Origin of the sequence: Arthrobacter sp. TMP15, from assembly GCF_039529835.1 — a bacterium.
In the GTDB taxonomy this organism is placed as follows: Bacteria; Actinomycetota; Actinomycetes; order Actinomycetales; family Micrococcaceae; genus Specibacter.
Genome location: NZ_CP154262.1, coordinates 1,631,882 through 1,657,891 on the forward strand (window position 1 = coordinate 1,631,882; position 26,010 = coordinate 1,657,891).

Genomic DNA, 26,010 nt, shown 5'->3' on the forward strand with positions numbered 1-26,010 from the left:
TAAAGTGCCTACATCCAGCGTAAAGCTCCACGCTCAACTGTGTCCTGGCCTATCAGGTCTCTCGTGGAGATTCATCAGCTGGGTCAACGCGAGCCGCGTCTGCGTCGCTGCGGTCCATTTCGGCATGGAACTGATCCTGGGTTCCGCCCAAAGGACCCGCGTCGGGCTCACCATCGCTGCCAGAGTCTTCGTCTTGGAAGAAACTTGGATCGGGCGCCCCCAAACTCGGGTCGGCACCTAAGGCTTCGGCATCAGTTTGCTGCCCCAGAATAGTCGGGTCAGGCGAGCCTGGATTGGCAGTATTGCCAGCAGGTAGCTCCTCCTCCAGTGCTCGGGTGCTCTCCTGCGATCCAACTGATGCAGACCCGGGAGACTGGTTGTGGAGGGGATTCATGTTTTTCTTATCACTATTCATGAGGTTCTCCTTGCGTGCTGCTTAATTGATTTGCAAGTTCTGAAGGTCAGGAGCGTTCCGTGCGCACTAGCGTGCCGGTCCTGACGGGAGGGCTCCGCCTTCATCTGCCCAATCCTGCCCAACATCATTGTTCAAGGCGGGATCTGAATCCACATCCGAGAGGGCTGGTTGTTCGACTTCCGAAGAGTCTTTTTCGCGGGCAACTCGGCGTCCCGATTCGGTTCCGGCCACTTTGCCCACGAGACGGGCGCCGAGATCCTTTGCCTGGTCCTTTACGGTGTCTTCCACCGTCGTGACAGTTTCCTGCACGATATCTGTTTCCCAGACACTCTTGGCATTCTTCTTTAGGCTCTCGTAGCCGCGGCGTCCCACTCGGGTGCCTACTACGTAGCCAACGGCCAGACCTGCTAGGAAGGTCAATTTTGCTTTCATGGAGTCTCCTTGTCCGAACGTTTTCATACTTCAAAAAGGTGTGCCTGCGGGGCCGCTGCGGCAGATGAAACCCGTTGGCATTGCGTTTGTGCCCCGAAGGAGAAGTGCTGTTTTTACTGTATCTACCCACGCACGGTTGCGAAAGCCCCCACGCTGACGGCGCTGACATGCCACGCCATTCTCACTGCGCCTCACGAAAGCTGACAGTAGCCAGCGGGTCAGTCTTTTTCGTGGGCCAACGCCGAGAGTACATCTGCGTTCAGGAAGGAAATCATGTCAAGTGGGATGCCAACAGGGCACACGGCCGTGCATTCGCCAATCTGTGTGCAGCCGCCTAATCCCTCAGCATCATGTTGATTAACCATGGCCAATGCCCGTGACTGGCGCTCTGGCTGCCCCTGGGGAAGTATTCCCAAATGATTCGCTTTGGCACCTGTGAACAGCATTCCCGATCCGTTGGGGCATGCGGCGATACAGGCACCGCAACCAATGCAGACAGCGGCGTCGAATGCCCTGTCGGCGTCGTTCTTGGACACCAGAGCCGCCGCAGCGTCAGGTGCAGATCCTGTGGGGGCGCTGATGAAGCCGCCTGCCTGAATGATTCTGTCCATGGCGCTTCGGTCCACGATGAGATCTCGCAGGATCGGGAAAGATTGTGAACGCCAAGGTTCGACGTCGATCGTGTCGCCATCGTTGAAGTGGCGCATATACAGCTGACAGGTGGTGGTCAAGGCTTCGGGACCGTGGGCGATGCCGTTGATAACAAGACTACACATGCCGCAGATACCTTCGCGGCAGTCGTGGTCAAAGGCCACAGGGTCGTCCCCGGCAGTGGTGAGTTGATCATTAAGCACGTCGAGCATTTCCAAAAAAGACATATCGGCAGAGATACCATCCACGGCGTAGTTAACCATCTGGCCGGGGGCAGTATGGTCATGTTGACGCCAGATGCGTACCGTGATGTTCATTTGTAGCTCCTCTGGGCCAGCTCAACGTTGGAGTATTCTAAGATTTCCTTACGCAACCGCGGCGGGGAGTCCTCGTCCGTGAATTCCCACGCCGCAACATAGGTGAACGCACCATCATTGCGCAACGCTTCGCCGTCGGCCGTCTGGCTCTCAGTCCTAAAATGGCTGCCACAGGACTCTTCCCGGTGCAACGCATCAATGCACATGAGCTCGGCTAGCTCGAAGAAATCACCAACACGGCCGGCCCGTTCCAGTGTCTGGTTTAGTTCCTCGTTCACGCCAGTGACTTTAACATTTGTCCAAAACTCGTGTTTGAGTGCACGGATCAGCTCAAGCCCCTGGGCAAGTCCCTGGGCGCTGCGCTCCATTCCACAATATTCCCAGAGAATGCTGCCTAGTTCCTTATGGAATGAATCAACGCTCCGGTTGCCGTCGATGGCAAGGAAGTACTTCAGGCGAGTTCGGACCGTCTCAAGCGCTTTCACTGCCTCCGGGTGGGATGAATCGAGGGCCGTGACAGGATTTCTGGCGAAATAGTCATTGATGGTGTTAGGCAGAATGAAGTAGCCGTCGGCCAAACCCTGCATTAGTGCGCTGGCACCGAGCCTATTAGCACCGTGGTCTGAGAAGTTCGCTTCGCCAATGACGAACAATCCGGGAATGGAGCTCTCCAGATCGTAGTCCACCCAGAGCCCACCCATGGTGTAATGCACCGCAGGATAGATCCGCATCGGCACCTGGTAGGGATCTTCATCGGTGATTTTTTGATACATGTCAAAAAGGTTGCCGTATTTTTCCTCGATGGCAGCCCGACCCAGCCGGGCTATTGCGTCGGCAAAATCCAGGTAGACTCCGCGTCCGCCCGGTCCCACCCCATGCCCGGCATCGCATTGACTCTTGGCTGCCCGGGAGGCCACATCCCGGGGAACGAGGTTGCCGAACGCGGGGTAGGCACGTTCGAGGTAGTAGTCCCGCTCGTTGAGTGGAATCTGCGCTGGGGACCGGGTATCACCAGCTTTCTTCGGAACCCAAATACGCCCGTCGTTGCGCAATGATTCGCTCATCAGCGTCAGTTTTGATTGATGCTCTCCACTGACAGGAATACAGGTTGGATGGATTTGTGTGAAGCACGGGTTAGCGAACAGTGCGCCTTTGCGGTGCGCCCGCCAGGTGGCCGTTGTATTGCAGCCCATGGCATTCGTGGAGAGATAATAGACGTTGCCATAACCACCTGAGGCGAGAACGACGGCGTCGGCCAGGTGAGTCTCCAAGGCCCCGGAGACCAAATCCCGGACCACAACGCCCCTGGCCTTCCCATCGATGACGATGAGGTCAAGCATCTCGTGGCGTGTGTTGACTTCCACGGTGCCCGCAGCGACTTGGCGCTCAAGTGCTTGGTAAGCGCCCAACAACAATTGCTGGCCCGTCTGGCCGCGAGCGTAGAAAGTTCGAGAAACCTGCACGCCGCCAAAGGAGCGAGTGTCCAATAGTCCGCCGTAGTCCCGAGCGAACGGAACGCCCTGGGCAACGCACTGATCGATGATGGAAGAACTGACTTCCGCAAGGCGGTAGACGTTTGACTCCCGGGAACGGTAGTCCCCGCCCTTGACGGTGTCGTAAAACAGGCGGCGAACGCTGTCCCCGTCGTTGCGATAGTTTTTAGCTGCATTAATCCCACCCTGTGCGGCGATGCTGTGGGCGCGCCGAGGGCTGTCTTGATAGCAGAAACTCTTGACGTGATAACCGGCCTCCCCCAGAGTTGCCGCGGCCGAAGCGCCCGCCAATCCAGTACCGATCATGATGACGGAGAGCTTGCGCCGGTTGGCAGGGTTGATCAGTTTGGCGCCAAAGCGACGAGACTCCCACTGATCGGCCAGAGGCCCCGCGGGAGTCTTGGTGTCTTGAATGGGTTCTCCGATTGTGAAAAACTGTTCCATCAGTTCACCCATCCTGCAAAGATAGCCACTGGTGGAACTAAAAAGCCCACCAAGATCACCAGCGTAATCATCATTGCCAACTGGTTGAGGAAACGGCGTCCGGATAACGATTTATTGGCACCAAGGGACGCGAACGCGCTCCAGATGCCGTGGCGCAAATGAAAACCAAGAGCTATCAGGGCTATCACGTAAGAACACAAAACCCACCAAATTGCGAAACCGTTAACCATTCTTTGGTAGGGGCTCGCCGAGGCCCCACCAGGAGCAATGACATCAGCTGACAGGTGTAAAAGGTGGTAAATCACGAAGAGACCAATGACGACTCCGCCCCAACGCATCGTGAATGAGGCGTAACTTCGCTGGACACCACGGCGGTTCTTGCGACTCTCGTATCTCCATCCGCCTTTGCCTGCTGTGGCGTGCCGGGAGCGGTGCCACAAGGTGAGGGCAGAGAAAATGTGGAGCAGGACACTTGCCAACAGAATTACGCGCAAGATCCACAACACTCCGGCATGGGGCAGAAGTGGCTCCCCGATCTCACGTAGGTAGCCCGCGTATCCATCGAAGCCCTGTTGACCCTCGAAAACCTTCAAGTTCCCGTACATGTGCGCCAGGAGGAACAGGATCATGATCAGCCCGGTGACGGCCATTGCCGCGTGGAGCAGCACAGAGGATCGAGCCGCTGTGGAGCGCGCACTTCTTGATGGTGCACCGGTCACATTGTTCGTCTTCACCTGCATAACAAAGCTCTCATGTGGACACCTTAGATCGCGACCTGACAACACGCTAGAGCGCTGTACGAATCCGTAGGAGGGCACTATTTGGTGGAGGCCTGGGCGTTCATAAGGATGGTCTCCAAAGAGACATCAATATTGGCCAGCTGTTCGGTATCGACGGGTAGAGCCGAGCGAATAAGTGCCTTGATATGTTCCGTTTGATCCCAGATGTTTACGTTCATCCCGGCGATTACGCGGTGCTCTTTGAGCCAAAAAACCATGAATTCCAAGGTTTCTTTATCTCCTCGGAAGAGAACTTCCTCGTAGCCGGCTGGTGCCATATAACCGCAGTACTCCATGCTTAGCCCGAACTGGTCGGTGAAAAAATAGGGTACCTCTGAATACTCCGCGTTTTGACCCAGCATGGACCGGGCCGCCACTGCTGGCTGGCTCAGCGCATTGAACCAGTGCTCGCTACGAATGTGTAGACCCAACAGCGGGTGAAAAGCGTTAGCAACGTCACCGGCGGCATATATGTCAGGGTCGGAGGTGCACAGGTGTTCATTGACCTTGATGCCGTTCTCCAACTCCAGACCGGCTGCCTGCGCCAGGGCAGTATTGGGCACGGCTCCGATCCCAGCAACAATGAGATCAGCATCGATCACGGTTCCATCAGATAATTCCACGCCGGTGCCCTGGCGGGGATTATCTCCTGTGATACGTCTTACTTGGGTGTTGCAGCGTAGATCCACTCCGTGGTCTGTATGCAAGGTGGCAAAGATCCCGGCTACCTCAGCTCCCAGGATGTGTTGGAGAGGAATTTCCCCGCGTTCTAGCAAAGTAACGTCTAAGCCGGCATCCCGTGCGGCGGCGGCAACTTCCAGCCCAATCCAACCAGCGCCTATGATGGCCACGCGGGAGCTCACTGAGAGTGCAAACTTCAGCTGCTGGCTGTCTTCAATACGACGGAGATAGTAAACCCGGTGTCTGTCACTGCCGGATATGGTCAGCGGGCGTGGGGACGCGCCCGTGGTCAGTAGCAGCTTGTCATAGTAGACAGAGCCTCCCCGAGCGCAATCCACCCGGTGCGCTGACGTATCGATCCCAGTGGCCTTGGTACTACTTCGAAGTTCGATCTTGTTTTTTGTGTACCAAGATTTGGAGTGGACGAAGATCTTTTCCCGCTCCACTGTGCCTTGTAGGAACCCTTTGGAAAGCGGTGGCCGTTCATAGGGGCGCTCTGGTTCTTCCCCGATGAGCACAATACGGCCAAGGAACCCTTCCGCACGCAGCGCCTCGGCGGCTTTTGCGCCCGCCATTCCAGCACCAACGATGACGAATGTCTCCTGGGTTGACATGCGTTCAGTATCCATAAAATTGAGCGTAGCCCCACAGGCGGGTATCGGCTAGGGGCCTATGGCACCCGCTGTACAGCCAGGGTGCGCAGGTGTAGTCAACGCCAAATTGTGTTCACTGGTGAGGGCTCCGGGTAGAGAAAAGTGCGTTTTGCCTTGCAGCTCTCCCGAATAGCTGTTAGGCCTAGGGTAGGTGCGCGATGACCCCGGTGGCACACCTTTTCAATCACCGGCCGGGGTGGCTGAAGGGAAGTGCGGCATGGCACGGAACAAATCTCCTCGCCTGGAAGAACCAAGCCAGGAAAATATTGAGGTTAGCAGCCCAAAGGAGTGGGCGGCTGGAGTACCAGGTGTCTTACATTCGATGGGGCCGGCACTTCGTGACATGGGTGTGGAGCGGAGCCGTAAAACGTTGCTGGCGATGAACCACAAGGACGGCTTTGACTGCATGAGTTGTGCCTGGCCTGACCCCGATCACCGTAAGACCTTCGAGTTCTGTGAGAACGGAGCTAAAGCCGTTACGTGGGAAGCCACACCCATCACCGTCAGTTCGGGCTTCTGGGCAGAGCATTCTGTCAGCGAACTTCGTCAGAAATCTGAGTATTGGCTCGGCCAGCAGGGCCGACTTACCGAGCCGGTGTACAAGCCAGCGGGGGAGGACCACTACCGTCCTGTCAGCTGGGATGAGGCATTCAAGATCCTGGGGGAGAAGTTGAACAGCCTGGCGTCACCTGATCAGGCTGTTTTCTACACCAGTGGCCGCACCTCCAACGAGGCAGCATTTGCATACCAGCTCTTTGTACGCGCTTTCGGCACCAATAATCTGCCGGACTGCTCCAATATGTGCCATGAATCCACCGGTTGGGCTATGGGAGAAACTCTGGGGATCGGTAAAAGCACTATCTCCTACGACGACTTCGGTAAATCAGATCTCATCATTATCATGGGACAAAACCCTGGCACTAACCACCCCCGAATGCTCACCGCCCTGGAAGAGGCAAAAAATAACGGGGCCCAGATTGTTGCCGTCAATCCACTGCCTGAGGCAGGGCTGCGACGTTATAAAAATCCGCAAGAAGTTAAAGGCATCGTAGGACGTGGCACTGATATTGCCGACCAGTTTATGCAGATACGCCTGGGCGGAGATATGGCCCTGCTGCAGGCTGTATCCAAACGGGTACTGGACGCCAAAGAAGCTAATCCGGGTACTGTCCTTGACCGAGAGTTCATCCAGGACCATTGCGAGGGGCTGGAGGAGCTAAAAACTCATCTGAACCAACTTGATGAACAGGCCGTCATGGAATCCACCGGGCTGACTTTGGCTGAGATTGATGAACTGGCAGGGCGTTATCTCAAAGCTGAACGAGTCATCATCACCTGGGCCATGGGTTTGACTCAACAGAAAAAGGGGGTCGCTGCCATCAAGGAGATCATCAACCTCCTGCTGCTGCGTGGCAACATCGGAAAACCCGGTGCCGGGGCCTCTCCTATCCGCGGACACAGCAACGTCCAAGGTGACCGAACCATGGGCATCTGGGAGCAGATGCCGCCAGCATTTCTAGATGCACTTGAAAAGGAGTTTGGCTTTGAGCCGCCTCGCGGACATGGAACTGACGCTGTGCAGACCATTGTGAAAATGCGCGACGGCGACATGAAAGTTTTCGTGGCGATGGGCGGGAACCTTGTGGCCGCAATTTCTGATACGCACGCTGCGGAGGCGGCTATGGAGAACTTGGAGATGAGCGTTCAGATTTCCACAAAATTAAATAGATCCCACACGGTTCTCGGTCAGGAGGCACTGATTCTGCCCACCATGGGCCGCACTGAAATTGACCGTCAGGCAAGCGGTGAACAATTCGTTTCAGTGGAGGACACAGTGTGTGCCGTCCATCCATCGTGGGGAAAGGTGGAGGCAGTGGCACCAAATCTACTCTCCGAGGTGGCAATCGTGTCCCGGCTGGCCCAGGCAACTTTGTCAGAGAAAGTAAAGGTGGACTGGGCTGGTTTTGAGGGGAACTATGACCTGATCCGCGATCATATTTCGCGGGTGGTGGATGGCTGTGAGAACTACAACCAACGAATCCGGCAGGAGGGCGGGTTTGTCATGGCCAACGGCCCACGTGACTCTAGGACTTTTCACACTGCCACTGGTAGAGCCATGTTTACTGTGAATGATCTTGAACACGTGCAGTGCCCGCCGGGGCGCCTGATCTTGCAGACCATGCGCTCACACGACCAGTTCAACACCACTATCTACGGTCATGACGACCGCTACCGAGGGATCAAAAAAGGTCGTGAAGTGGTTTTTGTCAACCCGGCGGATCTCGCGACCCTGGGTCTTGCGGATGGCCAGTACGTTGATATTTACGGCGAATATGCAGACGACGTGGAACGTGTATTGCGCAACTACCGTGTGGTGGCCTATCCCAGTGCCATCGGTTGTGCAGCTGCATATTATCCGGAAGCTAACGTACTTGTTCCGCTGGAAGCGGTGGCCGAGGAGAGCAACACTCCCGTATCCAAACATCTGGTGGTCCGGCTCGAGCCAGCGGCCGCAGGCACCCCTGCCCACTAGGCAGCGCATGTTTAAGGGAGCTCCAGCTTAGGAGCGCTCCAGCGCTTTGGCGAGATAGGGAGCGGTTCGGCTGTCCTCAACCGTCGAGACGTATTCGGGCGTGCCTGCTGCCATAATCCGCCCCCCATCGGTTCCACCGGAAGGACCCAGATCAATGACCCAGTCGGCCGCTGCAATGACGTCCATGTCATGTTCAACCACCACCACCGTATTACCGGCGTCCACAAGCCGGTTGAGCTGGTGCAACAAAAGACGAACATCCGCCGGGTGAAGGCCGGTAGTTGGTTCATCCAGAAGGTAAAGTGTGTGGCCGCGGCGGGCGCGCTGAAGTTCGGTGGCTAATTTGATGCGCTGGGCCTCACCACCGGAGAGTTCGGTTGCAGGTTGGCCAAGGCGAAGGTAGCCAAGGCCCACTTCAAGGAGAGTAGCCAAGCTGCGTGCTGCCGCCGGAATATCGCAGAGGAAGGCAGCTGCCGCGTCCACACTCAAGGCCAGCACTTGTGCAATGTTCTTGCCGTGGTATTCCACGGCAAGGGTTTCTTCATTGAATCGAGATCCGTGGCAAGTAGGGCAGGGTCCGTAACTGCCGGGTAGAAACAGGAGCTCTACTGCTACTGAGCCCTCTCCAAGACAGGTTTCACACCGCCCGCCAGCAACGTTGAAGGAGAAGCGTCCTGGACCGAATCCTCGAGTGCGGGCCCCCTCTGTGGCTGCAAACTCGCGCCGAACGGCGTCAAAAAGTCCAGTGTATGTAGCCAGGTTGGAACGCGGTGTACGGCCGATGGGTCGTTGGTCAACTTGAACCAGTCGATCCACGGGATCCAGCCCGGTCATTTTGCGCACAAGCTCAATGGGTTGATCCGCACCCTCGTGAGGTTGCTGCTCGCCACCCTCAGCCGCGGCTGGCAGGGGATCTTGATCTACAGTGTGCACGTGAACTCCCGCGGCCCTGGACATGACCTGAAGCAGGCTTGACTTGCCGGAGCCGGACACACCAGTGACAGCTGTGAGTACGCCCAAGGGGATAGCCGCATCGACACCCACCAGGTTATGCAACGTGATGCCGTCCATCTGAACCCAGTTCTTAGCGTTGCCCCGATGAGTGAGCGCGCTCTCTCCCTCACCTGTTTTTTTGGCTTGGGCACCCACACCAGCTTTGATCGGCGCGGCAGGTGAGGCCGTGCCGAAGAGGAAGGGCCTGGTCACCGAGTCCTCTACCTGCGCGAGGCCGGCAACAGGTCCGCTGTAGAGTATTCGTCCGCCGGCTTCTCCCGCTTGGGGACCCACATCGACCAGCCAGTCCGCGCGCCGCACAAGGTCCATATTGTGCTCAACCACGAAGACGGAGTTGCCCGATGATTTCAGCTGCTCCAGTACCTCCAGCAAAGGTTCGGCATCTGCTGGGTGCAGTCCCGCTGATGGCTCATCAAGGACATAAATGACACCGAATAGACCTGACCGCAGCTGTGTGGCGATCCGCAGTCGCTGCATTTCACCGGGGGAGAGGGTGGGCGTGGCCCGGCCCAGGCTCAGGTACCCAAGCCCAAGATCCAAAAGAACTCGTACGCGTTGGAGCAGGTCTTTAGCAATGGCCGCGGCAACGGCCGTGCTAGTGCCGTCCCCTCCCTGGTCGCAGGTTTCGAGCTCTTGCAGCACTGAGGTGAGATCCGTCAAGGAAAGAGTGTTCATCGCGGCGATATTGCGCCCCTGCACCGTCACTGCCAAGGCAGCTGCCTGCAAACCACTTCCCTCGCAGCTAGGGCAGGGACCTGAATGCATGAAGGCCAGAGAACGTTCGCGCATGGACGCACTCTTGGAGTCGGAAAGGGTATGCAGAACGTGGCTACGTGCGCTCCAGAACCTGCCCTTGTAAGGTTTTGCCACACGATCACGCTGTGGGGTGACCTCCACGACGGGCTGCTCGTCCGTATACAGGATCCATTCTTGCTGCGTCCGTGGCAACTGGTTGAACGGGACGTCGATGTTATAGCCGAGGTGGGCGAGGATATCCCGCAGATTTTTGCCCTGCCACGCGCCCGGCCAAGCAGCCACTGCACCCTCGCGAATGGTAAGTGAGGGATCCGGGACCAGGAGCTCTTCACTGACAGTGTGGGCAATACCCAGTCCATGGCACACGTGGCAGGCTCCGGCCACCGTGTTGGGAGAGAAAGAATCCGAATACAGTATCCCCGCGCCGTCCGGATACTCCCCGGCACGGGAGAAGAGCATGCGTAGTGAGTTCGACAAGGTTGTGAGCGTTCCTACTGACGAACGTGTGCTTGGTGTTCCCCGTCGCTGCTGCAACGCCACTGCAGGAGGCAGCCCAGTAATTTCCTCCACCAACGGGGTGTTGCCCTGCTGGATCAGCCGCCGGGCGTAGGGTGCAACTGACTCGAAGTAGCGGCGCTGGGCCTCAGCAAAAATGGTTCCAAACGCCAAGGACGATTTGCCGCTACCGGAGATGCCGGTAAAGGCAACAATCGCGTCCCGCGGAACATCAACGTCAACATTTTTAAGGTTGTTCTCGCGAGCACCTCGAACGCGTACATACCCCTCCAACGGCTCATCAGAAGCTTGAAACTGTGGCGTGGGAACATGAGAATCTAACATTTTCCCGACACTAGACCATTAATGATCTACAAGAAAATTCACTCGAGTTCCCGAGACCGGCAGAATCCGCGTCCTTGACGGAAAAGAGGATGCCCAAATCTGGACTACACGCACGTTGGAAAGCGAGTGCCTCACTGCATGAAGCCACTTGCCCCGAGCGCACTTCCGATGCCGTATGTGGCGGCCAATGCCAGTGCGCCACCAATAACTAGTCGTGTGGCTGAGACGGTTCTGGAGCTGCCTCCGATGGTTGCGCTAAGGGTACCGGTAAGGGCCAAGGCAAGCAAAACAGCAACGAAGGTCACGGGAATTGCCAGCTCAGTTGGCGGAAGCAAGATGGCGAGCATTGGCAGGACTGCACCAATGGTAAACGCTGCCGCTGAAGCGTATGCAGCTTGCCAAGGATTAACTTCATCGTGCTCATTGATGTTTAGTTCAACCGAGAGATGTGCGGCTAGAGCGTCATGTGCGGACAGTTCCAGTGCCACTTGCGCAGCTGTTGTGACGCTGAGCCCTTTGGCTTGGTAGAGACCAGCGAGTTCAGCCAATTCGGTCTCAGGGTCCTCCTCCAATTCGCGGCGTTCCTTCTCGATCAACGCCCTTTGGCTATCTCGCTGGCTACTGACCGAAACGTACTCGCCAAGAGCCATCGAGACTGCACCGCCAACAACTGCAGCGATCCCGGCCACGAGGATCGGAGCCGGCGAATTTGTCACACCAGCCACCCCAACAACGGTTGCAGCAACTGAGACTATTCCGTCATTAGCACCAAGAACCCCAGCTCGAAGCCAGTTCAGCCGCCCTGCGAGGTTAGCCGTGTGTGGTTCATTCTCATGGAAACTTTCTATTTTGTTCATACCAGGGGTTTTCACAGTTCCGGTGGTGACCACAGCCAGTCACGAATTTCCGGCATGTCCTCCAGATGCTCGTGGATGTAGGCTTCATGGCGAGCCAGCATGTGTTTGCAGTGCTCCGCCAGTTCCTGTGCGCCCTCAAATTCTCCACTGACTCTGTGCAGAGCTTCCAACGTCAGGTGATATCTGCTCATTTTATTAAGAACCACCATGTCAAAGGGTGTAGTGGTGGTGCCTTGTTCGTTGTAACCACGAACATGGAATCGTCCTGGGTTGGCCCGGCCGTGAAGCAGCTGGTGGAAGGCCCTGGCATATCCGTGGAATGCGACAATAACTTCCCGATTTGCTGTGAAGAGCAGTTCGAAGTCTGGGTCGGAGAGACCGTGCGGGTGCGTGTCAGTAGGGGGTAGTACCAGCAGGTCCATGACGTTCACGACCCGCACCCTCAGCGCGGGGATATAACGCTGGATGAGCCAGGCCGCTGCCAACGTTTCTTCCGTGGGCACATCTCCGGCGCAAGCCATAACGATGTCGGGCATGGCAATTGCTGTTTCGGAGGAGTTCTCATTTCCGGCCCAATGCCAAATGGAGGCACCGGCAGCTGCATGCTTGCGTGCATCCTCTAAGTTCAGATACTGGGGGTGCGCTTGCTTGTCCACCACCACGAGATTGACGTAGTCCTTACTGAGTAAGACATGCTCAGCGGCGGCCAACAAGGTGTTTGAATCTGGTGGAAGGTAGATGCGGATGACTGAACCGGATAGGGACAAGACGGTATCAATGAGGCCAGGTCCTTGATGACTGAAACCATTGTGATCGTTGCGCCAGCACGTGGAGGTGAGCAAAATGTTCAGACTTGGCACAGGAACTCTCCACGGCAATTCGCGTGCATGCTGGAGCCACTTGGTGTGTTGGATGGTCATGGAAGCACTGACCATGGCAAACGCCTCATAGGTGGCGAAGAGTCCGTAACGGCCCGTGAGTACGTAGCCTTCAAGCCAGCCTTGGCATAGATGCTCGGAGAGGACTTCCATAACCCGACCATCCGGGGAGAGGTGGTCATCACCGCCTTGCAGCGGTTCCATCAGACATCTGTCCGTGACTTCGAAAACAGCACCCAAACGGTTGCTATTAGTCTCATCCGGGCTGAACAGTCTGAAGCGGGGGTCTTCGGAAGTATCAGTGTAGATATCGCGTAAAAATTCACCCAACACTCTAGTGGTTTCATGTTTCGTGGAGCCCGGGACCCCCACTTCAAGCGCGTAATTTTCCAGCGGGCGCAACGGCAGCGGGGCTATCTCGGGGCCGCCGTTAGCCCAAGGATTAGCTCCCATACGCAGCTGACCGGAAGGAGCCAAGGCAGCGAGTTCCGGTACCAGAGTACCCTGTGCGTCAAAGAGGGTGTCCGGCTGGTAGGAATGCAACCACGCCTCCAGCTGGGCCAGATGGGCAGGATTTTCTCTTACTGCTGCCAGGGGGACCTGATGGGCCCGAAAGGTACCTTCAATTTGAATGCCGTCCACAGTATCTGGCCCGGTCCACCCCTTAGGCGTGCGCAAGATGATCGCAGGCCAGGGCGCGCAGTGGGCAACTGTTTGCCGGCGCGACTGGTCCTGGATACGGAGAATTTGTGTGTGGGCATTTTCTAACGCTTGCGCGAGCTGAGGATGTACCACGGCGGGATCCTCACCTGAGACGATCACGGGATCCCAGCCGTGGGCGCGCAGCAGTGCAATGACTTGCTCATCTGATTGCCGGCCGAGAACTGTGGGCCCGGAAATCTTGTAGCCGTTGAGGTGAAGTATGGGCAGTACGGCTCCGTCCCGCTGGGGGTTCAGGAATGACGGTGCTTTCCAAGCACCCTCCAACGGAGCTGTTTCTGCTTCGCCGTCGCCAATGATGCAGGCCACTATCAGCTCTGGGTTGTCCATGACAGCGCCGGTGGCATGGGCCAAAGAGTAGCCCAGCTCGCCGCCTTCATGAATGGATCCCGGTGTTGGTGGGCCAACATGGCTAGGAATGCCACCCGGGGTGGAAAACTGACGGATTAGCCGTCGGAGTCCAGCGTTGTCTTGACTGACTTCGGGATAAATTTGCGAATACGTTCCCTCTAAATAGAGGTTCGCGATCACGGCAGGTCCACCGTGTCCAGGTCCCGCCATGTATAAGATTTTGGCGCCAGTTTTACGAATTAGCCGATTCAAATGAACATAGATTAATGACAGGCCGGGACTGGTGCCCCAATGGCCAAGCAGACGAGGCTTTATCTGCTCAGGAAGTAGAGGCGTACGCAATAGAGCATTTTCCTGCAGGTAGATCTGGGCAACTGTGAGGTAGTTGGCAGCATCCCAATACCGGTTCAATAGCTTGATTTCACCAGGTTCCAGGGGCGAGCGATGATCCTGAGAAGGCATGTTTTTGGTCCCGTCTAGTGAGTTATTCAAAGGATGCACGCCTTGCATCGCTCAAGGGTGTTCTCCACATATCAGCGTTTACAACCTGAAACCGTCTCCCGCTGAGATTTAACGGACGCACACGCATGAAGTGGTTTTTAATACCGCCCTGCCACGGCTGAAGCATAAGGTTCTCCACAGTCTGGATTTGAGCGGGTTCCTTGATTTGCATGACAGTACCGCGAAGGACAATGCTCCACGCCTTCGCTGTCTCGGGCAGGTAGCCATCGATTTCAAAGGCTACAGGCGTATTGCTCGTTGAGCCGTAGAGTTTGGTGCCTTCTGCCGTTCGGAACACGAGGGTTTCAGCGTCCACCACGTAGTTGACCGGAAATATATCCGGATGATCATCAACAACAACAGCTAGACGGCCAAGCACTTGTTCTTTAAGTAAATCCCAACACTCGGGCTTTGTCAGGTGTTCTATGGGGTGTGCTTTCGACGAAGTCGCTGCCGGCGCCTTTTCACTTGTCATGAAAGCAACCCTATGCCTTGTGCGCCGGACTTTATAGGGCCCTAGGTCCTGAACTAGCCAATAGAACAGGAGCACCGTTTTCGACGTCATAAATGTCCCTAACGAGCCCGCAGCAGAGGCAAAGACGCTCTACAATGACTCGCTGTGGAAGCAAAAAATTAAAGATATCTAGGTGCCTTGGGAAGGCAGATGCAAAAGTTCACGGCAAGAGTGAGGGTCTCGAATCTGCCATCCGGTATTGCGCAGCTGTAACCAGGGTCGTTGGGCTTTAGGCGAGGTAGGAGAAGACACCCATCATGCCGCGTTCGGCATGATAGGCGTTGTGGCAGTGAAAGAGCCATTGGCCCGGATTATCGGCATCGAACTGGACGCTCACGGTTTCCATGGGCCGGACAATGACGGTGTCTTTCCGGGCCCCAGCGGTTCCGATTTGGAACGTGTGGCCGTGGATGTGCATGGGGTGCCACATCATGGTGTCGTTGATGAATTTCACTTCCACGCGTTCCCCGGCTTTGAGGTCAAAGGCGTTCTCGAAGGGGTGGGCCGGGTCGAAGCGGTGTCCGTTAATGCCCCAGTCGTACTTCATCATTCCGCCGGTCAGGCGCAGTTCATGGACCCGGTCGGGTTTCTTGGCGGGCAGCGTCACGGAGGGGTCCGCGGTGAGTTGACCGCCGTGGAGAACTGTTCCGGTCAGGGTGCTGGGCAGGGACTCCCTGGCCGGCACGGTCCCGGTCCCGGTGGCAATGAGCCCGTAAGTCATCTGCCCTTTCCCTTCGGCCAGCGCCAATACGGGGGTGATTCCGTCCTTAGCGGTCAGGAGAGCGTCGATGCGCTCACCCATGCCCAGCACGACGGCGTCAACCTCGGTGTGCTTGATGGGGAACCCGTCGGTGTGAGTCAGGGTGAGCTGCTGACCGGGAACCCCTACCCGGTAGGCGGTGTCTCCGGCGGCGTTGATGATGCGCAGACGGATCTTCTCACCCGGTGTGGCCGTGAACGTTTCCGGATTCTCCGGGTCTTTGCCGTTGAAGAGATGTAAGGGGTAGGCAACATCACCGGCGTCTCCACCTAAAAAGTCACTGGAGGCGCCCATGAGCATGTGGCCCATCGACATGCCGCCCGGGCCAGTGTTCCCTTGGCTTGTTTTTCCCTGGTCTGTCTTTTCCTGGTCCGGGTTGCCGTGGCCCATGCCATCCATGCCGCCCCCTGACATGCCCCCGCCCATGCCTTGGGAGAGTTCCTTCAGAACATCGGTGGGGGTTCCGCTGATGCCGTCGAGCCAGTCGTCCAGGACGATCACCCACTCCTTGTCATAGACGAGCGTCTCGTTCGGGTCCTCGATGATGAGCGCCCCGTAGAGAGCTTGTTCGCGCTGCATTTCCACGTGTGAGTGGTACCAGTAGGTGCCAGGGTGGGGAAGTTTGAAGTTGTAGCCGTTCTGGGACCCGGGGGCGAAGGCGTCCTGCGTGAGACCGGGGACGACGTCGTTGTTGTTGCTTAGGGCTAGGCCGTGCCAGTGCACGCTGGTGCCGGCACTGAGTTTGTTGGCAATAGTGATCGTGAGTTGGTCGCCCACGGTGCCGCGCAGGGTTGGTGCCACGAGGGTACCGTTGTAGCCGGCGGTAGTGATGGGCTTGCCAGCCAAGGTGGTGGTCAGCGGTGCCGGGCTCAGCGTTTTGGTGATGGTTGTTCCGGTGGCGGCCCGGGCAGCTTCGATCTTAGCAATCAATGGATCCGTGGGCAGGATCCGGTTTTGCTGGCTTGCTGTGGTGGCGGGAGTGCAGGCGCTGAGTGCAGCTATGGCGGTAGCGGCCACGGACAGTCCTAGGAAGGAGCGCCGGGTGGGGGTGTTGTTCATAATGAATTCCTTTGCGGGTGTCCGGTTGGACCGTCGGTGGCGTTGGTGGCGAAGAAGTCCCCAGCGTTCACCGTGTCAGGGTGTGGCCAGGGAGAAGGTGGCTCCGCCGTCGGAGGAGCTTTGCACGCCTTCAGCAGTGGCCGCCCAGATTCTGGGTTTACCGGCTGTGCCGGCCACAGCGGTTACGGCCTGAACCTGCCCTTCAACCTTCCCGGCTTGAGTCCAGGTCAGTCCGGCATCACTGGAGGTATTGACGTTGCCGTCGGGGGTGATGCCGACAGCCTGTGTGGGTGCGGCCCCCGCTCCAGCAGATTCGTTGGCGAAGGACACGAACTGCATGAGCGGGGCGTCTGGAACTGCTTTCCAGGTTTTCCCGCTGTCGGTGGAGCGTTGCAAGCCATCTTCGGTGGTGGCCAAGACTATTGAGGTGGCCGGATTTCCGGCCAATACTGCCGGGGTAAAGCTCGCCGTGGATGTTGCCCATGTGACGCCGTCGACGCTGGTGCGCAATTCTCCGTCAAAGGCGACGAGTCCGTGGTCAGTGCTGCTGAGAGCGTGGAAGTCTGATTGGCCACCGCGCGAGAGAGGTTCCCACGTTTTGCCGGCATCTAAGGAACGGATCAGGCCCACGGGGTTTGGCAGTGTGGAGCCGGGGCCGGGGTGCCCGGAGGCGTAAAACACCAAAGGATCCGCTGTTGCGGTGAAGCCCATTAGGTCAATCGTCTGCGCTCCGATTTTGACGGGGGTTTTGTTGGTGGCGTCGTAGAGACCGTCGTGGGTGGCGAGGAGAATCTGCTTGGATACAGGATCCACAACGATTCCGTGGACATGCCCGTCATCAGCTGAGACGGGTTCGGGGGCAGCCGCAGTGGTTGTCGGTGGTGTGCAGCCAATCAGAGTCAGTGGCAGAAGCAAGGCTGCGCTGAGCAGTGGAAGGCGAGTGCGCGAGAAGAGGGTTAGAAATTTCAAGGAGGTCTCCAAAGGAAGAGGGGAGGGCTGTGGCCGGTGGCGGCCCATCAGGGTCGCCACCGGCGTGTAGAGCGGGCGGTCTCTACAGAGCGGCCAGCAGTTTTTTCATGTCATTGATTTCAGTTTCTTGGCTGGAAACAATTGATGTGGCCAAGGTGACGGCGTCAGTGTTCTTTCCCTCGGCTACTTCAGTCTTGGCCATTTCAAGGGCGCCTTCATGATGAGCTGTCATCTGGACAAGAAACAATTTGGCTGCCTCAGTGCCTTCGGCTGCCTTGAGTTTGTCCAAGTCGGTGCTGGTCATCATGCCGGCCATGGCGTGATCTTCGGTCATGGTGGTGGGTTCACCCCAAGACTTGAGAAAGTTCGTCATGGTGGTGATCTCCGGGGCTTGGGCGGCCTTGATGTCTTTGGCCAAAGCTGCGATTTTTGTGTCCATGCCGGGTTTTGCCAGCATGATCTCGCTCATCTCCACCGCTTGGGAGTGGTGGGGCAGCATCATCTGGGCGAACATCGTATCCGCGGCGTTATGCGCGGCCCCGGTGTCAGTACCGACTTCGGTTGGCTGGGCGGTGGACATGGCCGAACCGCCGTGGTCCATGCCCTCCATCGAGCCGGGGTCGGCGGCTGTGGAACAGCCACCCAGGGCAATGAGGGCGGCAAATGCGGTGGCAGTAAGGGGCAGAAGTTTTTTCACGGTAAACAGTCCTCAACTCAATTTTTCATTACAGATGGACGCAACCCTTTAGTGGAGTGCGTTAACGTGGGCCCGTCACTTGGTGACAGGTCAGTATCGGACGTTTTACGTCCGGCTGATAGAAAGTTGAGTCAAAGAAGGCGGATCCAGAAGTCGGCCCGAGATTTTGTATCCAGCCTGATCCGATGCGGTGGGACCGGCGGAGGGGTCGGGAACGAGACCGGGCTGCGGGGCCGTTGGCGTTCCGGTACCAGGAGCGGGGATACAGGATCCGTGGCCGGCCATGGGCATTTCGCAGCCTAAGGGAGAACATCCGCACACCGTGGCGTCGCCCAGATGGTTGGATGTATTCGGAACTTCGCCATGGTCGGCGATCGACATGGTTGCTGATGTGCCGGCGTGTGCCGTTGCCATCGGTGACGCTTGGGCGCCAGCAATCATGTGCATTCCCAGAATACCGGCCACAAGAAGCAGGATCAGGGTGAGGGCCCCGCCCAAGCGCAGCAAGGACCCCGGCAGAGGCAGCGTGGCTGACGAAGTCATGACGGGATCCTTCCTGATGGTTTGTACACTCCAGTCGTTGTGTAGTGTACCGGAGCGTACTGGGTGATTCCGGTGAGTCTTGTACTAGCTCACATCCGCGGGATTGAGCTTGAGGCGGCGCAGCAGCTGGGCATTCAGTGCCACCACGATGGTGGATAGCGACATGAGCACTGCTCCTGCCGCGGGGGAGAGTACAAAACCGATGCCGGCCAGTACCCCGGCAGCCAGCGGGACGGAGATGATGTTGTAGCCAGTAGCCCAGATCAGGTTTTGCCACATTTTGCGGTAGCTGGCTTGGGAGAGATCCACGGTGGAGAGCACAGCGCGGGGGTCGTTGCCCGCCAGGACCACTCCCGCTGATTCCATGGCGACGTCCGTTCCGGCTCCGATCGCGATGCCAACTTCCGCCCTGGCCAGGGCCGGTGCGTCATTGACGCCGTCACCGACCATGGCAACTTTCATCCCGCGGCCTTGTAGCTCGGCAACTTTTTGGTCCTTATCCTGTGGCAGCACCTGGGCGAAGACCTCGTCGATGCCCAGTTTAGCGGCGACAGTATCGGCAACTTGCTGCGCGTCACCGGTGATCATGGCAACCTTGATGCCACGTCCCTGCAGGGCGTGGACTGCCTGCAAGGATTCGGTCCGGACTTCATCTTCTAGTGCGACGGCGCCGATCACGGCACCATCTTTGATGACGTGAAGCACCGAAGCGCCTCGGTCCATCCACCCAGTAGTCGCGGCTGCGATCTGTTCCGGTTCGGTGAGTCCGAGTTCTTTCAGCAGTGCTGGGCCGCCGACGGCCACGGTGGCACCGTCAATGGTGGCTTGAACTCCGCGACCGGTCATTGACTGGAACGCAGTGGCTGCGAGCGCTGGAGTCTCGGTCTTGCTGGCGGCGGCAATGATGGCGCGGGCCACGGGGTGTTCGCTGTCTGATTCCACAGCAGCGGCCAGTGCCAGTAGCTCATCAGTGCTCAGTGCCGGAACGGCAGCGACGTCGGTGAGAGCTGGTTCGCCCTTGGTCAGGGTTCCGGTCTTATCGAAGAGGACGACGTCGATGGTGCGCATCCGCTCCAACGCCATCCTGTCCTTGATCAAGACTCCTGCCTTGGCCGCACGCTCGGTGGAGATGGCAATGACCAATGGAATGGCTAGACCCAGAGCATGGGGGCAGGCGATGACGAGCACTGTTACGGTGCGGGTGACGGCGTCGGGAATGCTGCCCAGCAGTGACCAAACAATGAAAGTGATGACGCCGGAGCCAGCGGCGAAGTAAAACAGGAACGCGGCGGCACGGTCAGCTAGTGCCTGTGCCCGGGACGTGGAGGACTGAGCCTCAGCCACCAGCCGCTGAATTCCGGCCAGCGCAGTGTCATCGCCAACAGCTGTCACCTTCACCCGTAGGGAATTATCGGTGGCCACGGTTCCTGCCACCACAGGGTCTCCGACCGAACGAGAAATAGTTTTGGACTCGCCGGTGATCATGGACTCGTCCACTTCCGCGGAACCGTCGGTGATCTCGCCGTCGGCCGGTAACCGAGCGCCGGGACGAACCAGAACAATGTCTCCGGGGTTTAATTCTGCGATGCTAATGGTCTCTGTGCCATCGTCGGTTACCCGCTCGGCCTCATCTGGTAATAGCGCGGCCAAGGCGTCAAGGGCTCCTCTGGCAGAGCCCAGCGCCCGCATTTCGATCCAGTGGCCCAGCAACATGATGGCTACCAGCAAGGCCAGTTCCCACCAGAAATCCAGGTCAAAACCGCCAAGGCCCAGGCTCGTCACCCACGAAGCAATAAACGCAACCGTGATGGCCATGGAGATCAGCAACATCATGGCCGGTTGGCGGGACTTAATTTCCTGCCACCCACCCTTAAGGAATGGTTGGCCGCCATAGAAGAAGATCACAGTACCCAGTACGGGTGGAATCCAGTTTGAACCAGGGAACTGCGGCACGGTGTAGTTCAGGAGATGCCCGAGCATGGGGCTGAAGAACACGACGGGGAGGGACAGGATCAAGGTGAGCCAGAAACGGTTCTTGAACATGGCAGTACTGTGCCCGGCATGCTGACCTCCGCTATGCACAGCATGGTCATCATCAGTCATGCCGCCATGACTGAGCGAGGAGTGATCCGGCATCGTTTCACCGGCAATGTGGTGTTCTTCAGGCAGGTCCTGATGCGGGTCCCGAGGTGGTCCTGGATTGGCGGATGGTCGTTCGATGGGATGGTGGCGCTTGTCCATGTCACTCCTGGCTCAGTGGGGCAGAAAAAGTTGGGTGCTGTTTATTCTGCGGTGAGGGAATAGCCAGCTTTTTCAACAGCGGCTTGCACGGTATCGCGGCTGGCATCGCCTGTGACGGAAAGCGTTGAGACTGCGCCGGATATCAGTTCAACTGTGGCCGAATCCACTCCCGATAACGCTGCTACGGCCGTTTCTACGCTTTTCACGCAATGCCCGCACGTCAGTCCTTCCAACGCGTAGCTCGTGTCTGCAGTTTCGGTGGGAACTGCTTCGGCCAGAACTGCTTTGGACGCAACTGCGGGAGATGAGTTCATGGACGTTGAGTCGGTGGAGCAGCACCCGCAGCCGCTGCCGGAAACGGGTGTCAGGGTGAGATCATTAGGGGTGTTACTTGCGCACATGTCAGTTATTTCCTTTGAATGAGGATGGAGGGTGCGTTGGGGTTGAACGGCAGTGGCGGCCGGAATAATCCTCGGTCGAGACAAACTACTTCATTGACAACAGACCCAACATACCCCCTAGGGGTATGTTGGGTCAAGGTGATGCGAAGCACATTCGCTGAAGCTTAGGGACTGTTTCGCCAATACTGGTTTCCTGCAACCGGGGCACTAGGAGAAATTAACTACGTAGGGAAAATTGTTAATGGCAGGAGTGAAGACTCTACGCCCGGACTGACCGGTCCTGCTGGATTGTCCTGGCGTTGCCGATGACCCAGGGAACATGCCACCGCGTACTGTGAGGATGGTGGCTGAAATAACGGCCTTGCCGCTGTGGCAGTGAAGTCGCCCGGAACCAAATTGCCATATTCGAACGCCGGGTTTCACTCAGCGGAAGTATGGGGATCCTTAGCTTGGGTAGTCCACCACTCGCCCGGGGCAGCCACAGTGAACCGTCGGCCGGTGATAGAGCTCGGAGTAATTCGGAGGAAAGCATTCTTACTGCCGGAATGCCAAGGAAAAAGCATGATTGAAAAGCTGTCAAGAACCTCCTCGGTTGAACTGATCAAAGTACACATACCTTTAATGACAACACTCCACGCAACGCCGCTGATGGCATCAACCCCGTCAGCTTCCAGAGCCACGGCAGTGTCCCCCAAGGCGGCGGAGAGCTTGGTTCCTGGCGCCGTGCGAAAGACCAGTGTGCCGTGGTCCACTGCAAAATTTATGGGAAAGATATCCGGATGATCTTCTACCCAAAGGCCCAGTCTGCCGACAGAGACTCCGCGGAGCAAATCCCAGCACTCGTGGGCAGGGAGCTCTTCCGTATGGGCGTGGGCTGGGGTATCCGTCATGGCATAGATTCTAAGTGTGTTCCAGTGGCGTGGGTAGGGTCCAAAGACCCGCAGCAGAGTTCTTGCTTCTGTTCTGGGCCATCTCCAACGTTGCTAGTCAGGGGCAGTGATATAACGCTGCACTGATATAGCGCTGCACTGATATGACGCCGGTGGGAGAGCGGCAGTGGGAGAGCGGCAGTGCCAGAGCGGCAGTGCCAGCACCGCCGTGGCGGCCGAGACTAGAGACGGCGCATGAAGAGACGGACTATGAAGAGAAAGAGTATGACATGCCAGAAAAAGAAAACACCAGCATCAAAGATCCTGACATGTATCAGGCGCTCCGAGACGACGGCGCGTCCCAGCAAAAAGCCGCCCGCATCTCCAATGCAGCCGCTAAGAAGGGCCGCAGCTCAGTCGGGCGCAAAGGCGGTAAAGCCAACTCTTATGAGGAGTGGACTGTGGAACAGCTGCGTACCAAAGCAAAAGAAATCAATTTGACCGGGTATTCGCGTAAGCGCAAGGGAGAATTGATAGAAGCACTAAGGGATTCCTGACTATCAAAGTTTCAGCACCTGAACAAGACAGCACCTGAACAAGACAGCACCTGAAGAAGACAGCACCTGAACGTCTGCGGATGACCCGCGCCCACGGCAGCAACCAGGGCACGCCATGGGGAGTAACAATCTCGAGCAAATATTGACCTAAATACAGTAACGCTATCTAATGAACTCGTGTCCATCGATAGCAGAGCCACTGAGATAGCCAGCCGGTTGCACCTGCAAGCAGACAGCATGCAGGTGGGGGACAAGATGCCCTCGGTGAGAGCACTGTCGAAAGCGTTTGGGGCGAGTCCGGTGACAATCACGGCCGCCATTAGCTCACTCACAGGTCTAGGTGTGGTGCGTGCTGAACCGGGACGTGGCACGTTTGTGGCCGAGCGGGACAAATTTATCGAAGCGGACTATGCATGGCAGTCATCAACCCTTGGCCGCTCGCGCGTTGATGCTAGCCGTGCCGATCCGAACCGGGCAGGCAGGCCAGGAGTCAAAGGAACCGCTGGTCATGTTCAGCTCTCATGGGGCTACTTGGCACCAGAGCTACAGCCTTTCGATGAACTTCGCACTTTGGCGGCCCGCTGTGCCAAAAGCCATCGGGCTTGGACCATAGCGCCCCCCATGGGACTTCCAGAGTTGCGCAGTGCTTTCGCCGCAGAACTGCGGGCAAGCCCAGAAGACATGCTGATCATGCCCGGCGGCCAGCAGTCGCTGGTCTTTGCCATGCGCACACTTGCCGATCCCGGTTCCACGCTCATCACCGAAAGCCCTAGCTATCCCGGAGCCACCATCGCCGCGCAGGCAGCTGGTCTGCAGCTGGCACCAGTACCAGCAGATTCGCACGGGATACGGCCTGACAAGCTCGCTGAGACACTTGAGCGGACTCAGGGCAAGCTCATTTACCTGCAACCAAGCTACGCCAACCCCACAGGATCGATCTTGAGTCCTGAACGGCGTGTAGAGGTTCTTGCCCTAGCTAAAAAACACGGTGCGTTCATCATTGAGGATGACTGGGCTAGGCACCTTTCCCTTGAAGGGTCAGCGCCGCTGCCGCTGTTTACGCAAGATTCGGATGGACACGTTGTTTCGATTGCCACTCTCAGCAAGCCGGCGGCCCCAGGTCTCCGCGTTGGTGCCATAGCGGCACGTGGGCCTGCTGGTGAGCGTCTGCGCACGGCTCGCATTGCCGACGATATGTGTGTTCCGGCCCTGACACAGGAGATCGCGCTGGGGTTGCTGGCTTCTAGCGCCTGGCCTCGTCATCTTAAGCGCCTGCGAGCAGGCTTGCGCGAGCGCCGCGACGCCATGATGGCACAGGTACACTCCTCAATGATGGGAGCGCGGGTGGAGCACGTCCCCACCGGCGGCATCCACCTGTGGGTGAAATTGCCGGCTGGAACTGACTCAACGGCGCTCACGGCAAGGGCGCATACAGCTGGCGTGCTAATCGGTGACGGCAAACAGTTTTATGTTGACGAACCACCTGCCGCGCACCTTCGACTTTCTTATAGCGCCGCGTCAATTGCGCAGATTCAGGAAGGTGTCCGGCTCGTGGCCACGCTGCTATAGGACTGTTGGCAGTTACCCTACTTTTTACAGCTACAGTCCTGTGGGTTCGGGCAAGCCCAGGAGCGCATTTTCAACCAGTTCGGACAATGCTGGATGGATCCAGTACTGCTTGCTGGCCACCTCATGCGCGGTTTGACCAAAATGCATGGCCTGGATCAGTGGCTGGATGATGGTGGCGGCCTCGGGGCCGATCATTTGTGCGCCCAGGAGTTTGCCGGTGGCAGGATCGGCTAACACTTTCAAGAAGTGGCCAGTGTCCTCGCGTGCCCAACCGGCAGCGATATCGGCATATTTTTGCACCTTCACCGCATGGGGAATGCCAGCCTTGACGGCGTGGGCCTGGGTCATCCCCACGGATGCGATTTGCGGATCGGAGAACACCGCGGCCGGCACAAAGCGATGGTCAGAGCGGATTCGCTTCTCTGGGTTGGCCAAGTTGTGCTTGACCACCTTGGCTTCGTGGTTGGCCACATGCTTGAGTTGGTAGTGCGAAGATATGTCGCCAAGCGCGTAGATTCCCTCTACGCCTGTGCGCTGGAATTCATCAACCACCACACGGCCATGGTCATCCAAATCCACCCCGGTTTTTCCCACATCCAGATTTGCCCCGTTGGGGTCCCGGCCAATAGCGACGAGGAAGAGTTCGCAGTGAACAGTAGCCAACCCATTCGGGTCCTCTACCTGAAGTTCGACGCCGTCGGCTGAGTTCTCCACGCTGTGCACCGTTGTGTTGAGCAGGACTTTGTAGCGGGCTGAAGCTTCCTTGGTGAACTGTGCAGATACGTCCGCGTCTTGGGACTTGAGCAGCCGAGAACCGCGTGCGATCTGTGTGACGCGGACGCCAAAGGAAGAAAAAACATGCGCAAACTCGGCCGCGATATACCCGCCACCCAAAATCGCGATGCTGGCCGGCAATTGGGCTAGTCGCATGATTGTGTCAGAAGTATGGAACGCAGTGCCGGGACCGGAAGAGCCCGGAACAGTGGCAAGGCCCGGCAGCTGAGGGACCACCGCATGCGAACCTGCGGCCAGCACAAACCTCTCAGCCGTTACCTCTGTTGTACCGCCGTCGTGCAGGTCAACACGCAAAGACTTATGCCCGGTGAACTTTCCCCGCCCGGCAAACACCGTGATGTTTGGGCACTCGGGGCCCTCTCGATACTCCCGTCCACCGGCTTCTATGGCGTCGATACGGCCAAAGATTCGATCCCTGATGCCCGGCCAATCAACTGAATTCAGCTGTGCATCGATCCCTAGCAGGCTACCGTGCCGGGTGGCGTCAGCAAGCTCGGCCGGGTGGACAAACATTTTGGTGGGAATACAGCCCACATTCAAACACGTCCCGCCGAAGGAGCCATCCTCAATAATGGCAATATTCCAATGATCAAATTCCGGACCGGGGATCGAGTTTCCTGAACCGGTGCCGATGATGACTAAATCGAAGTGAGGCATACTCCTGCTTTCATTGACTGAGAATGGACGTGCCGAATTCTCTCCCAAGGCTACCGGTCAGCGG

21 protein-coding genes are annotated in these 26,010 nt (G+C 57.6%); 3 read left to right on the forward strand and 18 right to left on the reverse strand.

Features of this window, described 5'->3' with window-relative positions:
* Positions 1-52 precede the first annotated feature (52 nt).
* The 6 genes from AAFM46_RS07135 to AAFM46_RS07160 form a co-directional block, all read right to left on the reverse strand.
* Positions 53-415, reverse strand: a complete 363-nt coding sequence (locus AAFM46_RS07135) for a hypothetical protein (RefSeq protein ID WP_283526609.1) — start codon at positions 413-415, stop codon at positions 53-55.
* Positions 416-481: 66 nt separating this feature from the next.
* On the reverse strand, positions 482-847 hold the full coding sequence (locus AAFM46_RS07140) for a YtxH domain-containing protein (protein ID WP_283526611.1): 366 nt from the start codon (positions 845-847) through the stop codon (positions 482-484).
* Positions 848-1,065: 218 nt separating this feature from the next.
* A complete protein-coding gene (locus AAFM46_RS07145) occupies positions 1,066-1,815 on the reverse strand; it encodes a succinate dehydrogenase/fumarate reductase iron-sulfur subunit (RefSeq protein WP_283526613.1) in 750 nt (249 codons plus the stop codon).
* Entirely contained in the window at positions 1,812-3,752 is a 1,941-nt protein-coding gene (locus AAFM46_RS07150) for a fumarate reductase/succinate dehydrogenase flavoprotein subunit (protein ID WP_343320156.1), read from the reverse strand. The genes AAFM46_RS07145 and AAFM46_RS07150 overlap by 4 nt, the downstream gene beginning before the upstream one ends.
* Entirely contained in the window at positions 3,752-4,492 is a 741-nt protein-coding gene (locus tag AAFM46_RS07155) for a succinate dehydrogenase cytochrome b subunit (RefSeq protein ID WP_343320157.1), read from the reverse strand. Before AAFM46_RS07155 ends, AAFM46_RS07150 begins: the two co-directional genes overlap by 1 nt.
* 77 nt (positions 4,493-4,569) lie before the next feature.
* Positions 4,570-5,826 carry an FAD-dependent oxidoreductase gene (locus AAFM46_RS07160; protein ID WP_343320158.1) on the reverse strand — a complete coding sequence of 419 codons (1,257 nt, stop codon included), beginning with the start codon at positions 5,824-5,826 and terminating at the stop codon, positions 4,570-4,572.
* A 256-nt stretch (positions 5,827-6,082) separates the two neighbouring features.
* Here AAFM46_RS07160 and AAFM46_RS07165 point away from each other — a divergent pair, with 256 nt between their 5' ends.
* Complete coding sequence (locus AAFM46_RS07165) at positions 6,083-8,398, forward strand: FdhF/YdeP family oxidoreductase (protein WP_343320159.1); 2,316 nt, start codon at positions 6,083-6,085, stop codon at positions 8,396-8,398.
* Between the two features lie 27 nt (positions 8,399-8,425).
* On the opposite strand, the gene AAFM46_RS07170 is transcribed toward AAFM46_RS07165, so the two are convergent.
* The 11 genes from AAFM46_RS07170 to AAFM46_RS07220 all read right to left on the reverse strand — a co-directional run bounded on the left by AAFM46_RS07170 (position 8,426) and on the right by AAFM46_RS07220 (position 22,389).
* Positions 8,426-11,008: an excinuclease ABC subunit UvrA gene (locus AAFM46_RS07170; protein WP_283526624.1), complete on the reverse strand. Its 2,583-nt coding sequence runs from the start codon at positions 11,006-11,008 to the stop codon at positions 8,426-8,428.
* 131 nt (positions 11,009-11,139) lie between these two features.
* Positions 11,140-11,865: a VIT family protein gene (locus AAFM46_RS07175; protein ID WP_343320160.1), complete on the reverse strand. Its 726-nt coding sequence runs from the start codon at positions 11,863-11,865 to the stop codon at positions 11,140-11,142.
* Positions 11,866-11,876: 11 nt separating this feature from the next.
* A complete protein-coding gene (locus AAFM46_RS07180; RefSeq protein WP_343320161.1) occupies positions 11,877-14,306 on the reverse strand; it encodes a phosphoketolase family protein in 2,430 nt (809 codons plus the stop codon).
* A complete protein-coding gene (locus AAFM46_RS07185; protein ID WP_343320163.1) occupies positions 14,299-14,790 on the reverse strand; it encodes a pyridoxamine 5'-phosphate oxidase family protein in 492 nt (163 codons plus the stop codon). Before AAFM46_RS07185 ends, AAFM46_RS07180 begins: the two co-directional genes overlap by 8 nt.
* 268 nt (positions 14,791-15,058) lie before the next feature.
* Entirely contained in the window at positions 15,059-16,648 is a 1,590-nt protein-coding gene (locus AAFM46_RS07190; RefSeq protein WP_343320164.1) for a multicopper oxidase family protein, read from the reverse strand.
* A gap of 75 nt (positions 16,649-16,723) precedes the next feature.
* Positions 16,724-17,617 carry a F510_1955 family glycosylhydrolase gene (locus AAFM46_RS07195; RefSeq protein WP_283526633.1) on the reverse strand — a complete coding sequence of 298 codons (894 nt, stop codon included), beginning with the start codon at positions 17,615-17,617 and terminating at the stop codon, positions 16,724-16,726.
* A gap of 82 nt (positions 17,618-17,699) precedes the next feature.
* Entirely contained in the window at positions 17,700-18,314 is a 615-nt protein-coding gene (locus AAFM46_RS07200) for a DUF305 domain-containing protein (protein WP_283526635.1), read from the reverse strand.
* Positions 18,315-18,419: 105 nt separating this feature from the next.
* A complete protein-coding gene (locus AAFM46_RS07205; RefSeq protein ID WP_283526637.1) occupies positions 18,420-18,857 on the reverse strand; it encodes a DUF6153 family protein in 438 nt (145 codons plus the stop codon).
* An 84-nt stretch (positions 18,858-18,941) separates the two neighbouring features.
* The gene (locus tag AAFM46_RS07210) at positions 18,942-20,993 is read right to left on the reverse strand and encodes a copper-translocating P-type ATPase (RefSeq protein WP_283528530.1); all 2,052 of its coding nucleotides are present in this window, start codon (positions 20,991-20,993) and stop codon (positions 18,942-18,944) included.
* A 146-nt stretch (positions 20,994-21,139) separates the two neighbouring features.
* Entirely contained in the window at positions 21,140-21,412 is a 273-nt protein-coding gene (locus tag AAFM46_RS07215; RefSeq protein WP_283526639.1) for a cation transporter, read from the reverse strand.
* Positions 21,413-21,918: 506 nt separating this feature from the next.
* On the reverse strand, positions 21,919-22,389 hold the full coding sequence (locus AAFM46_RS07220) for a pyridoxamine 5'-phosphate oxidase family protein (protein WP_283526641.1): 471 nt from the start codon (positions 22,387-22,389) through the stop codon (positions 21,919-21,921).
* Between the two features lie 269 nt (positions 22,390-22,658).
* Between AAFM46_RS07220 and AAFM46_RS07225 the strand changes: the two genes are divergently transcribed.
* Both AAFM46_RS07225 and AAFM46_RS07230 read left to right on the forward strand, forming a co-directional pair.
* Positions 22,659-22,925 (forward strand): Rho termination factor N-terminal domain-containing protein, encoded by a 267-nt coding sequence (locus AAFM46_RS07225; RefSeq protein WP_283526643.1) that lies wholly within the window; start codon positions 22,659-22,661, stop codon positions 22,923-22,925.
* Positions 22,926-23,102: 177 nt separating this feature from the next.
* Complete coding sequence (locus AAFM46_RS07230) at positions 23,103-24,494, forward strand: PLP-dependent aminotransferase family protein (protein ID WP_343320166.1); 1,392 nt, start codon at positions 23,103-23,105, stop codon at positions 24,492-24,494.
* Between the two features lie 30 nt (positions 24,495-24,524).
* Here AAFM46_RS07230 and AAFM46_RS07235 read toward each other — a convergent pair whose 3' ends face one another.
* Complete coding sequence (locus tag AAFM46_RS07235; RefSeq protein ID WP_283526648.1) at positions 24,525-25,946, reverse strand: mycothione reductase; 1,422 nt, start codon at positions 25,944-25,946, stop codon at positions 24,525-24,527.
* Positions 25,947-26,010 lie beyond the last annotated feature (64 nt).